Here is a 12,748-nt window from a genome sequence, read left to right on the forward strand (position 1 = left end):
TGCCCCCTAACGCTGGTTTCAGATGGCCGAGCTGTGGCCCGCCTTCGAGAGATCGTAGGCATCGAAATACCGCGCGATCAAACGGGTCAGGGGGCGGCCTTTCTCGGGGATCACAAGGCCGAAGCTTGTCATCTCGACGCAGTCCTCGAATTCGGCCGCACAATGGCTGAACATCTGTGTCAGATGGGCGAGCGTCACATCATGATGGCGGAGAAGGTCATCCGTGCGGACCTCGAAATCGCACATCAGGGCTTCGATGATACGTGCGCGCAGGTGATCCTCGCGGCTGAGGATATGGCCGCGCGCCGTCGAGAAGCTGCCATCGCGGATCGCGCCCACATGCTTGCCCGTGGCCGAGGCGTTTTGCGCATAGCCCTGCGGGAAGCGGGAGATCGCGCTGGCCCCGAGGCCGACCAGAACATTGGCCTGATCGTCGGTATAGCCCTGGAAATTGCGCCGTAGCTGGCCTGCCTTCTGCGCCACGGCCAGACCGTCATCGGGCAGCGCGAAATGGTCGATGCCGATTGTGTCATAGCCATCCGCGCGGAACAGCATCGCCGCGCGGTCGAACAGGTCGAGCCGCTCTTCCGGTGTGGGCAATTCGTCGGAGGGCAGCATGTTCTGGCGACGGGCCATCCACGGCACATGGGCGTAGCCGTAAAGTGCGACACGATCGGGGGCCAGCGACAGCAGTTTCTGCACCGAAGACGAAATCCGCTGCGGCGTCTGCCGTGGCAGGCCGAACAGGATGTCGGCATTGAGGCTGGAGATGCCTCGTGCCCGGATCATCTCGACCGCGCGGGCCGTCACCTCGAAACTCTGGTCGCGCCCGATGATCTTCTGGATCTCGGGATCGAAATCCTGCACCCCGATCGAGGCACGGTTCATGCCCGACTGCGCCAGCGCATCCAGACGTGCGGCATCGATCTCGTTCGGGTCGATCTCGACCGAGAATTCGGCCCCTTCGGCCAGAGGCACCGCGTTGAAGGTGGCCTCGGCCAGACGGCGCATCATATCGGCGGGCATCAGCGTCGGCGTGCCGCCCCCCCAATGCAGACGCGACAAAGTGACGCCGGGGGCGAGCCGCTGTTTGAGCATTTTCAACTCGCGCAGCAGCACTTCGGAATAGGCCTGCACTGGCTCGGCGCTTTGCGTGCCCTGCGTTCTGCAGGCGCAGAACCAGCAGAGCCGCCGACAGAAAGGCACATGCATATAAAGCGAGATAGAGCTTCCCGCAGGGATGGCTTCGATCCAGGAGGAGAAGGCCTCCGGTCCCACATCCGCACTGAAATGCGGGGCCGTCGGATAGCTGGTATAGCGGGGGACGCGTGCGTCAAACAATCCCAGACGGGCGAGTTGCGATTTGTGTTCCATGCAGATATGTTTAGAAGATCAACGCGCAGCAGAAATTGACTCATATCAAATGTCCATTACGAAAGATGATGTGCCTTCGCTCACGCTTCAGTGTGGGGACTGCACCATCCGCCACAGGGCGGTCTGTGCTCGCTGTAGCGCGGAGGAAATCGACGAGCTTGAGGCGATCAAGTTCTACCGCACCTACGAGGCGGGCCAGACGATTGTCTGGGCCGGTGATGAAATGGAATTCGTGGCTTCTGTGGTGACGGGAATCGCCACGATCACGCAGGCGATGGAAGACGGGCGCACGCAGATGGTGGGGCTTTTGCTGCCCTCGGATTTTGTCGGGCGTCCGGGGCGGTCCAACGCCGCTTACAACGTGACGGCCACCACCGATGTGCTGATGTGCTGCTTCCGGCGCAAGCCTTTCGAGGCGATGATCGAGCGCACCCCGCATCTGGCGCAGCGCCTGTTGCAGATGACGCTGGACGAGCTGGATGCCGCGCGTGAATGGATGCTGCTTCTGGGGCGCAAGACCGCCCGCGAGAAGATCGCCTCGCTGCTGTCGATCATCGCGCGGCGCAATGCGTCCTTGCAGATGAAAAACCCCTCGGAAAGCATGACATTCGATCTGCCGCTGACCCGCGAGGCGATGGCCGATTATCTGGGCCTGACGCTTGAAACGGTGTCGCGCCAGATTTCGGCGCTCAAGCGGGACGGGATCATTTCGCTGGAAGGCAAGCGCCATGTGACCGTGCCCGATATGGATGCGTTGCAGCTTGAGGCGGGAGATGATGCGGATGGCGGGATCTTCAACTAGGGCGTTTGTCACGCTTGATGTCTTTACAACGACGCCCTTCGCGGGAAATCCGCTTGCCCTTCTGCCCGATGCGACGGGGTTGAGCGATGCGCAGATGCAGACAATCGCGCGCGAGTTCAACCTCTCCGAGACGATCTTCGTCTTTCCGCCCGCCGATCCGGCCCACCGTGCCCGCGTCCGGATCTTCTATCCGCAGGGCGAAATGTCCTTTGCCGGTCATCCCACCATTGGCTGCGCGATCTTTCTGGCGCTTGAGGATCTTGCTCCGGATACGGACGGGGCCGATTTCGACCGTGTGCTGGTGCTGGAAGAGGAAGCGGGGCTTGTGCCGGTGCGTGTCTGGCGTGAGGCCGGAGAGATCCGTGCCGAATTTCAGGCACCTGTCCTGCCCGAATGCCTGTCCGACGACCTGCCGCAGAGCGCAGCGCCGGATCGTTGTGCCGCCGCGCTTGGGCTAGGCCCTGCGGATCTGGATGACGCGCCTCTGGCGGTGATTGCCGGCGGGCCGCGTTTTGCATTTATCGGTCTGCGCGATACAGAGGCGCTGGCGCGGGCGTGGCCGGTGCAGCCCGCCTTCGACCTTTTGCAGACAGAGCTGGCGGCGGCGGGGGTGTATCTTTATGCGCCCACAGGGGCGTATCGCTGGCAGGGGCGGATGTTTGACCCGATGGGCGGTATTCCCGAAGACCCCGCGACAGGGTCTGCCACCGCACTTTTTGCCGCGCAGCTTCTGGCACGAGGGGCTCTGCGGAATGGCGAGACCTGCTTTGCCTTGCAGCAGGGTGTCGAGATGGGGCGCATCTCGGATCTTGGACTGCGCGTGATCTGTCGGGGCGGGCGCTTGGCCTCGGTCCATGTGTCCGGCGCGGCGGTCGAGATCAGCCGCGGCAGGCTCAGGCCCCCCCGGTCCTGATCCCCGATCAGATCGGGCAGCGCGTATAGCGTAGCGGGGCAGGGGCCGCGCCATCGCCGGTTTCGGTGCGGATCACGGTCTGGCCCTTGTCCTTCAATTCCAGCATTTCGTGATAGGACCATGACTGGCCCTCGCCGGTAAAGTCGAACAGGCCCGCAAGCTTGGTTGCGGATTGTTCCTGCGGTTCGGTCAGAACACCGCGCGATTCGTAAAAGGTCAGGGTATCGGCGCTGACCGTCATCAGCCCTTTGGCATCGCCCTTCGTCGAGGTGCAGTCGTTCAGGCTCATGCCCCAGCGGCCCTGAAACCCTGCGGGGATCGGTCCGGCTGCGGCCACGTTCCCCGCATCCGGCTTGGCGCTGCCCGGCGGCATGCAGGCCGCAAGCGCGAGGGTTCCTATCAGGGGCAGGGCGAGCAGTCGCATCAGTCTCTCCAGTCTCCAATGGCCGGTTTTTCGGGTGACAGCCGCAGGATTGGGGTGTGGCGGCACGACTGTCCAGCACAGTGTGGAACGGGCGGCATAAAGCCGCCCGTTCGTGAGTGCCATCAGAGATTTCTTGCCGGTTTAATGCGACATCAGCACCGGAACGGCAGCCATTTCCAGCATGTGACGGGTTGCCCCGCCAAGAATCGCCTCGCGGAAGCGCGAATGGCCATAGGCCCCCATCACGATCATATCGGCGCTCGTGTCGCTGACATGGCGATTGATCACATCGGAGATGCGCGGCATGGTTTTGGGCAGCACCGTCACTTCGGCGGCCACACCGTGGCGCACAAGCATCTGGCAAAGCGCACTGCCGGGATCGGCGCGTTCGGGCCCATGTGCGGGCGGCGCGACAAGGGTGATATCCACCTTCTCCGCAGCTTTCAGCAGCGGCAGGGCGTCGCGCACCGCATTGAGCGATTCGTCGGACTGATTCCACGCAACCACCACATGGCGGCCACTCAGGCGACCGTTGAAATCGTCGGGGACGATCAGCACCGGCACATTTCCCTCGAACAGGGCGGCCTCGATGGTGGCCTCGATTTCCTGTCCACGATCTTCGCCATAGGGGCGTCCCATCACGACCAGATCGGCAAACCGCGCACGGATCGCCACAGCCGGAGAGATCGAACCAAGCTGCACGACCATGGTTTCGGTGGCCCAGCGGATGTCTTCGGCTTTCAGCCGCGCCAGCACGCCTTCCTCGATCTTGCGGGCTTCGTCTTGCGCCTGTTCGATGATTTCCTTCTGAACATAGGCAGTTGCGCCTGCATAATAGTAGCCCGTCTGCGAAACATCGACGCCGAGGCAGAGCACATCAAGATGCGCCTGCTCCTGACGGGCCATCACAACGGCCGCGTCCAACTGGGCTTTCGCCGCGCCCAGATCGGTAACAATAGTCAGAATAGATTTATAGGACATGGCTTTGCCTCGTCATTTCAGTTCGGAAAATATCATATGCCTGCTTCTAATTCACCACTTTGACAAGGATCAATTCATGGATTGAAGACCTACTTTTTGCCCTCTCGAAGAGTTGATGCAGATCAATGCATAGTGAAGGCGTCCCCCGCAAAAGGGACTGAAGTCGTGCCCCTTTCATTTGAGCAGGGGAGAATAAGACGAAGGGACGCAATATGTGGGATTATCTCAAGCTAGCTATGCTGGGGCTCGTCGCGGTGCTTGCCGCGATTGCTGCCAGCTATGGCCGCGATCTCGCCTATACCGTGAATGCGATCGAAGTATTTGTGGCGGCTGTGATTGCACTGATCTGGGTGATGCGGGGAATGGAAAAATCCAAACCCGTCTCGCAAACGGAATATTTTGACAGTGTCATTCGCTATGGCGTGGTGGCAACGGTTCTATGGGGTATCGTCGGCTTTCTGGTCGCCGTGTTCATCGCTTTCCAGCTGGCCTTTCCGGTGCTGAATTTCGAATGGGCGCAGGGCTATCTGAATTTCGGCAAGCTTCGTCCCCTACACACCTCTGCGGTGATCTTCGCCTTTGGCGGGAACGCGCTGATCGCGTCGTCCTTCTATGTGGTGCAGCGCACCTCGGCGGCGCGGCTGTTTGGCGGCAGCCTCGGCTGGTTCGTGTTCTGGGGCTATAACCTGTTCATCGTTCTGGCGGCGTCTGGCTATATCCTCGGGGCCACCCAGTCGAAAGAATATGCCGAGCCGGAATGGTATGTCGATCTGTGGCTGACCGTCGTGTGGGTGGCCTATCTCATCACCTTCCTCGGCACGATCCTCAAACGCCGCGAGCCGCATATCTATGTGGCCAACTGGTTCTACCTTTCGTTCATCGTGACTGTGGCGATGCTGCATATCGTCAACAACCTCGCTCTGCCGGTCTCGATCTTCGGGTCGAAATCCGTGCAGCTCTTCTCGGGCGTGCAGGATGCGATGACGCAGTGGTGGTATGGCCATAACGCGGTGGGCTTTTTCCTGACGGCAGGCTTCCTCGGGATGATGTACTATTTCGTGCCCAAACAGGCCGAGCGTCCCGTCTATTCCTACAAGCTGTCGATCATCCACTTCTGGGCGCTGATCTTCCTCTATATCTGGGCTGGTCCCCACCACCTGCATTACACCGCGCTGCCCGACTGGGCCTCGACGCTGGGGATGGTGTTCTCGATCATGCTGTGGATGCCCAGCTGGGGCGGGATGATCAACGGTCTGATGACGCTCTCGGGCGCGTGGGACAAACTGCGCACCGATCCGGTGATCCGTATGATGGTGGTGTCCATCGGCTTCTACGGCATGTCCACCTTTGAAGGTCCGATGATGTCGATCAAGGCCGTCAACTCGCTGTCGCACTATACGGACTGGACCATCGGTCACGTGCATTCCGGCGCGCTTGGCTGGAACGGGATGATCACCTTCGGGATGCTCTACTTCCTTGTTCCGAAACTGTGGAAACGCGAGCGTCTCTATTCGCTCAAGGCCGTCAGCTGGCATTTCTGGCTCGCGACGATCGGGATCGTGCTCTACGCCGCCTCCATGTGGGTGACCGGTATCATGGAAGGTCTGATGTGGCGTCAGGTGGATGCGCAGGGCTTCCTGGTGAACTCGTTCGCTGACACCGTTTCCGCCAAATTCCCGATGTATGTCGTGCGGGCTCTTGGGGGTGTGATGTATCTGACCGGTTCGCTGATCATGGCCTGGAACCTTTGGGCGACGGTTGCCAAGCAGCCCAAGGCCGTGGCCGCGGCACCTGTTGCGGCAGAGTAAGGAGAGAGACCTATGTCCATTCTGGATAAACACGGGATCATCGAGAAGAACGCGACGCTGCTTCTGATCGGCTCCTTCCTTGTGGTGACCATCGGCGGGATCGTCGAAATCGCGCCTCTGTTCTATCTCGAGAACACGATCGAGAAGGTGGAAGGGGTTCGCCCCTACACCCCCCTCGAACTGACCGGCCGCGATATCTATGTCCGCGAGGGCTGCTATGTCTGCCATAGCCAGATGATCCGCCCGATGCGGGACGAGTATGAACGCTACGGTCATTACTCGCTGGCGGCGGAATCGATGTATGACCACCCGTTCCAATGGGGGTCCAAACGCACGGGGCCGGATCTGGCGCGTGTGGGCGGGCGTTACTCGGATGCGTGGCATGTCGATCACCTGACCAATCCGCAATCGGTCGTGCCGGAATCGGTGATGCCGAAATACGGCTTCCTGAAGAACCGTCTGATCGATACGGCCCATCTGGAAGAACGTCTGACAACCGATGCGGCGGTCGGGGTGCCCTATAGCTCCGATATGATCGAGGCGGCCAAGGCCGATTTCGCGGCCCAGCTGGATCCTTATGCCGATACCGATGGCCTGTTCGAGCGCTATGACGACCGTGTCAATGTGCGCAATTTTGATGGTCAGCCCGCCGTGACCGAGATGGATGCGCTGGTTGCCTATCTGCAGGTTCTGGGCACGATGGTCGATTTCTCGACCTTCGAACGCGATGCAAGCCGGTAAGGAGGGCATGATGGACTATCATATCTTCCGTGAATTTGCCGATAGCTGGATGCTGCTGTTCATGGTGGTGATGTTTGTGGGCGCGATCTTATGGGCCTTCCGGCCCGGTGCCCGCAAAGCACAGCGCGACAGCGCCTCCATCCCGTTCCGTCACGAGGACCGTCCCGCAACCGCAGCCGACAAGGAGGTGGGCAAATGAGCAAGACACCCAAGAAACTGCCGAATGATCCTTCGACCACGGGCCATAGCTGGGATGGTATCGAAGAGTTCAACAACCCCCTGCCGCGCTGGTGGCTGTGGACGTTCTATGCCTGCATCATCTTCGCTCTGGGCTATTCGGTTGCGATGCCCGCATGGCCGCTGTTGAACGGGGCAACGCCGGGGCTGTTGCACAAGTCGACCCGCGCCGATCTTGAAGCCGATCTGGAGCGCTTCGATGCGATGAATGCGCCCGTCGAGGAAAAACTGGTGAATACCGACCTCGCGGCCATCGCTCAGGACCCCGAACTGGTGAACTATACCCAGAATGCGGGGGCTGCGGTGTTCCAGACATGGTGTGCGCAATGTCACGGGGCAGGGGCCGGTGGCCAGCAGGGTCTGGGCTATCCCAGCCTTCTGGATAGCGATTGGCTCTGGGGTGGTACGATCGACGATATTTACTTCACCGTCACCCACGGTATCCGTAACGAAACCGATCCCGATGGCGAGGCGCGCTATAGCCAGATGCCTGCCTTCGGCACCGACGGTATTCTGGATGAAGAGCAGATAGCACAGGTCGTGCAGCATGTGCGCCAGATCTCCGGTCAGGACTTCGATGCGGATCTGGCCAAAGAAGGGGCGGCGGTCTTCGAAGAGAACTGCACGAGCTGCCACATGGAAGATGGCACCGGTGACAAGTCCCAAGGCGCGCCGAACCTGACCGATGCGATCTGGCTTTACGGCGGCGATGTCGCCACCCTCACCAAGACCGTGCATGATGCCCGTTTCGGTGTGATGCCCAACTGGAACACCCGCCTGAGCGAAGCCGAGATCCGCGCTGTGGCCTCTTATGTCCACGGTCTGGGCGGCGGCCAGTAAACGAGATCTCCGCGCCATGCCCTAAAGCTTGGCGCGGAGTGCACCGGCACCTTGTCCTGTTCGCGCGTTTCCATGGGGGTGCCGGTGCTTTTTTATAAATCCACCATGACTGCCGGTCCAAGCCTTTGCTTGGGCCGCTTTTTTATGGCGTCTGCGGGGGTAACACCTTTGGTCAATTGTATTCGAAAAAATGCATGCCAAAGTGGAATTTTGACGCAAGTCAAGGAAAGGTGAGGTTGGAAAGCGCATTCAGAACTCCGACCTGACGACGATCCCAAGGAGATTGCACCGTGAGCGCCCCAGATCCTGTCGCCCCGCCGCCGCTCTATGCCAGCCGCGAGCCGATTTTTCCGCGCCATGTCCGTGGTAAGTTCCGCAGCCTGAAATGGTGGTTGATGGGGATGATGCTGGGCATCTACTACATCCTGCCTTGGGTGCGTTGGGACCGTGGTCCGGCATTGCCCGATCAGGCGGTGCTGGTCGATCTGGCCAATCGTCGGTTTTTCTTCTTCATGATCGAGATCTGGCCGCATGAATTCTATTTCGTGGCGGGCCTGCTGATCATGGCGGGGCTCGGGCTGTTTCTGTTTACCGCTGCGATGGGGCGGGTGTGGTGTGGCTATGCCTGTCCGCAAACGGTCTGGACCGATCTTTTCATGCATGTCGAACGTTGGATCGAGGGGGACCGGAACGCGCAGATCCGCCTTCTGCGTTCGCGCTGGACGGGAGAAAAGATCCGTAAGCGCGCGTTGAAATGGGCCTTGTGGCTGGTGATCGCCGTCGGCACGGGCGGGGCGTGGGTGTTCTATTTTGCCGATGCACCGACCTTGTTGCGCCAGCTGGTGACCGGACAGGCGGCGATGGTGGCCTATCTTACGCTGCTGGTGCTGACCGCGACGACCTTCTTCTTCGGCGGTTTCGCCCGCGAGCAGATCTGTATCTATGCCTGCCCGTGGCCGCGCATTCAGGCCGCGATGATGGACGAGGATACCCTGACCATCGGGTATCGCAACTGGCGCGGCGAACCGCGCGGCAAGCTGAAAAAGGGCGTGAAAGCCGATGCGGCGCAGGGGGATTGTATCGACTGCAATGCCTGTGTGAATGTGTGCCCTATGGGGATCGACATCCGCGACGGCCAGCAGATGGAATGCATCACCTGCGGCCTGTGTATCGATGCCTGCAACGAGATCATGGACAAAACCAACCAGCCGCACGGGCTGATCGGCTATATGGCGCTGCGCGACGAGGAGCGCGAGAAGAAAGGCGAGGCCCGTGTCAGCCCTTGGCGGCATATCTTCCGGCTGCGCACGATCATCTACTTCGTGCTCTGGGGAGGGATCGGTGTCGGGTTGATCGTGGCATTGCTGGTGCGCTCGCCGATCGAGTTCAACGTTACGCCGAACCGTTCGCCGCTTTATGTCACGCAGCCCGACGGGACGATCCGCAATATCTATGCGCTTCGTCTGCGCAACAAGGAGCATGACCCGACCGCCTATGTCATTTCGGTGACCGGTATGGATGGCCAGCCTGTGGATGGTCTGAGGGTCAAGGTCGAGGGACGGGATGGGGCGTTGGTGATCGTGCCTGCCGATACGACCTTGTCGGCACGGCTTTATCTGGAAGCGGTGCGCGGTTCGGCGCTGGCCGATGCGACACGCAGCGATCTGGTTCTACGGGTCAGTCAGAAGGATGGCGACCGGTCTGTAACCGAAAAAACGGTCTTTAACGGCAAGGGGCGGAACTGAGATGATGACGCGTGAGCTGACCGGTAAACATGTTCTGGTGACCGTGGTCGGGGCCTTTTCGGTGATTATCGGGGTCAATATCTTTATGGCCTATAATGCGATCTCCAGCTTTCCGGGGCTGGAGGTGACCAATTCCTATGTGGCAAGCCAGCAATTCGACACATTGCGGGCGGCGCAACAGGCGCTTGGCTGGACGGTCGAGCCGCTTTACGAGAATGGCCAGCTCAGCTTCCGGCTGACGGATAAGGAGGGCCTGCCCGCGCCGGTCTCGCGGTTTTCCGCGCTTGTCGGGCGCACAACCATGTCGCGCGAGGATGTCACCCCGCAATTCCGTCGGGTGAACGGGGCCTATCTGGCCGATCTCACTCTGGCACCGGGGGCGTGGCTTGTGCATCTTGATGCGGTGGCGGCGGATGGCACGGCCTTCCGGCAGCGGATCGATCTGTTTGTCAGGAACTGAGCGGTGAGCGCTGCGCCAGATATCGAAACCGCTGTTTCGGCCTGTCCGGCCTGTATCGCAGCCCCTGCGGCGCAGGATCTGGCGCGGCGTGCCATCGCGGCCCCCAGCCTGTCGTTGTCTTTGCCCTCGATCCATTGCGCGGCCTGTATCACCGATGTCGAGGCCTGTCTGGGCGCGATCGACGGGGTGCGCGATGCACGGGTCAACCTGACGCTGAAGCGTGTTGCGGTGCAGGCGGGGCCGGAGATCACCGCCGCGCAGCTGATCGGCGCGCTGGAGGGCATCGGCTATGAGGCGCATGAGCTGGACCCTGATGTGCTGCGCGCCACCGAGACAGACAGGCAGGGCCGCGATTATCTGATGCGGATCGGGGTCGCGGGCTTTGCCATGATGAATATCATGCTGCTTTCGGTCGCGGTCTGGTCGGGGGCGGGCGATGCCACGCGCGATATGTTCCACTGGATTTCGGCAGCGATCGCCTTTCCGACGGTGATCTTTGCGGGCCAGCCCTTTTTCGCTTCGGCCTATCGGGCGCTGCGGGCGCGCAGATTGGGAATGGATGTACCGATTTCGCTGGCGATCCTGCTCTCGACGGGGATGTCGCTGTTTGAAACCATCCATTCAGGGCGGCATGCCTATTATGACGCAGCCGTAATGCTGATCTTTTTCCTGCTGGTCGGGCGCTATCTGGATTACCGCTCGCGCTCGGCGGCGCGTTCTGCCGCAGAGGAGCTGGCCGCGCTGGAGGTGCCGCGTGCATGGCGTGTGACCGATGCGGGCGAAACCGAAGTGCCGGTGGCGGATTTGCGCGTGGGCGATCACCTGCGCCTGCGTCCGGGCGGGCGGCTGGCCGCGGATGGGGTGGTGCTCGAGGGACGCTCGGAAACGGACCGGTCCTTGCTGACCGGTGAGAGCCTGCCTGTCAGCGTCGGGCCGGGGGCTGTGCTTTCGGCGGGGGAGGTCAATCTGACAGGGCCGCTGCTGGTGCGTCTGACCGCTGTCGGTCGCGACAGTTCGCTCCACCGGATGGCCCAGCTGGTGGCCGCTGCCGAGACCGCGCGGACCCGATACACCACGCTGGCCGAGCGGGCGACCCGTGCCTATACGCCCTTGGTGCATCTGATGGCCTTTTCAGCCTTTGCGGTATGGATGTGGCTTTCGGGCGATCTGCGTCTGGCGCTGAATATCGCCGCAGCCGTGCTGATCATTACCTGTCCCTGCGCCTTGGGGCTGGCGGTGCCTGCCGTTGTGACGGCCGCCTCGGGACGGCTGTTCCGGCAGGGGCTTCTGGTGAAGGATGGCAGCGCGCTCGAGCGGCTGGCCGAAGTGGATTGCGTGGTGTTCGACAAAACCGGCACGCTGACGATGGGCCTGCCCGAACCGGCGGATCTGGCAGGGATGGAGGCACAGGCGCGCCGCATTGCCCTTGCTCTTGCGGCGGCCTCGTCGCATCCGCTTTCCGTGTCGCTGGCTGAAATGCTACGCGCCGAAGGCGTCGAGCCGCAGGTGGTGGAGGGCCTTTGCGAAGTTCCGGGATGTGGGGTCGAGGCCCGCGATCAGGGGCGGAGGATCCGTTTGGGACGGGCCGACTGGGTGGGCGCACAGGGCGAGGGCACATGGCTTGATGCGGGGCAGGGGAACCTGACGCGCCTGCGCTTTCAGGACCGTTTGCGCCCCGGAGCGGCTGAAGCCGTGCGTGCCTGTGTGGCGCGCGGGCTTTCGGTTCGGCTGGTGTCGGGCGATACCACAGCTGCGGTCTCGGCACTGGCCGCGCGTCTGGGGATTGCCGACTGGCAGGCCGAGGCACGCCCCGAAGACAAGGCCGCGACGCTGGCCGCTTTGTCCGGGGCAGGCCATCATGTGCTGATGGTGGGGGACGGGTTGAATGACACGATTGCACTGGCGCAGGCCCATGTGTCGATCTCTCCGGCCTCGGCGCTTGATGCCGCGCGCACGGCCTCCGATATCGTGCTCTTGGGCCAGAATCTGGAGCCGATTGCCGAGGCCCTGCAGATTGCCCGCAAAGCCCGTGCGCGGATCAAGCAGAATTTCGCGATTTCCATCGGCTATAACATGATTGCCGTGCCGATCGCGCTTCTGGGGTTGGCCACGCCGCTGGCTGCAGCCCTTGCGATGTCGGCCAGTTCCATTACCGTGTCCCTCAACTCCTTGCGGCTCAAGTAATCTCGAAAGGCGGGTTTAATGTCGATCCTCGGATTTCTGATTCCGATTTCCCTTTTCCTCGGCGGCGTGGGCCTGCTGGCCTTTTTCTGGGCGCTGAAAAGCCGCCAGTTCGAAGACCCGAAAGGCGATGCCGAACGTATCCTGTCGACCGCGTGGGATGATCATCCCAAGGGCTAGTCTCGGGACTTGCGCGGGCCGTCAGCCAAGGGCAAGGGTGCCTGCCGCGATAAAGCCGCCGT

13 protein-coding genes are annotated in these 12,748 nt (G+C 61.5%); 10 read left to right on the forward strand and 3 right to left on the reverse strand.

Features of this window, described 5'->3' with window-relative positions; genetic code table 11:
- Window positions 1–18: 18 nt before the first annotated feature.
- A complete protein-coding gene (hemN, locus tag WDB88_RS04305; RefSeq protein WP_339108973.1) occupies window positions 19–1,374 on the reverse strand; it encodes an oxygen-independent coproporphyrinogen III oxidase in 1,356 nt (451 codons plus the stop codon).
- 49 nt (window positions 1,375–1,423) lie between these two features.
- Between hemN and WDB88_RS04310 the strand changes: the two genes are divergently transcribed.
- Window positions 1,424–2,176 carry a Crp/Fnr family transcriptional regulator gene (locus tag WDB88_RS04310; protein ID WP_339108974.1) on the forward strand — a complete coding sequence of 251 codons (753 nt, stop codon included), beginning with the start codon at window positions 1,424–1,426 and terminating at the stop codon, window positions 2,174–2,176.
- A complete protein-coding gene (locus tag WDB88_RS04315; RefSeq protein ID WP_339108975.1) occupies window positions 2,157–3,089 on the forward strand; it encodes a PhzF family phenazine biosynthesis protein in 933 nt (310 codons plus the stop codon). Before WDB88_RS04310 ends, WDB88_RS04315 begins: the two co-directional genes overlap by 20 nt.
- Before the next feature lie 7 nt (window positions 3,090–3,096).
- Here the strand turns inward: WDB88_RS04315 and WDB88_RS04320 are convergent, their stop codons facing one another.
- Both WDB88_RS04320 and WDB88_RS04325 read right to left on the reverse strand, forming a co-directional pair.
- Window positions 3,097–3,636, reverse strand: coding sequence for a hypothetical protein (locus WDB88_RS04320; RefSeq protein ID WP_339108976.1), 540 nt, complete (start codon window positions 3,634–3,636; stop codon window positions 3,097–3,099).
- 18 nt (window positions 3,637–3,654) lie between these two features.
- Complete coding sequence (locus WDB88_RS04325) at window positions 3,655–4,494, reverse strand: universal stress protein (protein WP_339108977.1); 840 nt, start codon at window positions 4,492–4,494, stop codon at window positions 3,655–3,657.
- Window positions 4,495–4,706: 212 nt separating this feature from the next.
- Here WDB88_RS04325 and ccoN point away from each other — a divergent pair, with 212 nt between their 5' ends.
- From ccoN to ccoS, 8 genes are all read left to right on the forward strand, one after another.
- Window positions 4,707–6,302, forward strand: coding sequence for a cytochrome-c oxidase, cbb3-type subunit I (ccoN, locus tag WDB88_RS04330; protein WP_339108978.1), 1,596 nt, complete (start codon window positions 4,707–4,709; stop codon window positions 6,300–6,302).
- A 12-nt stretch (window positions 6,303–6,314) separates the two neighbouring features.
- The gene (gene ccoO, locus WDB88_RS04335) at window positions 6,315–7,043 is read left to right on the forward strand and encodes a cytochrome-c oxidase, cbb3-type subunit II (RefSeq protein ID WP_339108979.1); all 729 of its coding nucleotides are present in this window, start codon (window positions 6,315–6,317) and stop codon (window positions 7,041–7,043) included.
- Window positions 7,044–7,050: 7 nt separating this feature from the next.
- Window positions 7,051–7,242, forward strand: a complete 192-nt coding sequence (locus WDB88_RS04340) for a cbb3-type cytochrome c oxidase subunit 3 (RefSeq protein ID WP_339108980.1) — start codon at window positions 7,051–7,053, stop codon at window positions 7,240–7,242.
- The gene (ccoP, locus tag WDB88_RS04345) at window positions 7,239–8,120 is read left to right on the forward strand and encodes a cytochrome-c oxidase, cbb3-type subunit III (RefSeq protein WP_339108981.1); all 882 of its coding nucleotides are present in this window, start codon (window positions 7,239–7,241) and stop codon (window positions 8,118–8,120) included. The genes WDB88_RS04340 and ccoP overlap by 4 nt, the downstream gene beginning before the upstream one ends.
- Before the next feature lie 290 nt (window positions 8,121–8,410).
- Entirely contained in the window at window positions 8,411–9,865 is a 1,455-nt protein-coding gene (gene ccoG / locus WDB88_RS04350) for a cytochrome c oxidase accessory protein CcoG (RefSeq protein WP_339108982.1), read from the forward strand.
- Between the two features lies 1 nt (window position 9,866).
- A complete protein-coding gene (locus WDB88_RS04355; RefSeq protein WP_339108983.1) occupies window positions 9,867–10,325 on the forward strand; it encodes a FixH family protein in 459 nt (152 codons plus the stop codon).
- A gap of 3 nt (window positions 10,326–10,328) precedes the next feature.
- The gene (locus tag WDB88_RS04360) at window positions 10,329–12,509 is read left to right on the forward strand and encodes a heavy metal translocating P-type ATPase (protein WP_339108984.1); all 2,181 of its coding nucleotides are present in this window, start codon (window positions 10,329–10,331) and stop codon (window positions 12,507–12,509) included.
- Window positions 12,510–12,527: 18 nt separating this feature from the next.
- Complete coding sequence (ccoS, locus tag WDB88_RS04365) at window positions 12,528–12,686, forward strand: cbb3-type cytochrome oxidase assembly protein CcoS (RefSeq protein ID WP_339108985.1); 159 nt, start codon at window positions 12,528–12,530, stop codon at window positions 12,684–12,686.
- Window positions 12,687–12,748 lie beyond the last annotated feature (62 nt).

It is taken from the genome of Thioclava sp. GXIMD4216, from assembly GCF_037949285.1.
Taxonomy (GTDB): Bacteria; Pseudomonadota; Alphaproteobacteria; order Rhodobacterales; family Rhodobacteraceae; genus Thioclava; species Thioclava litoralis.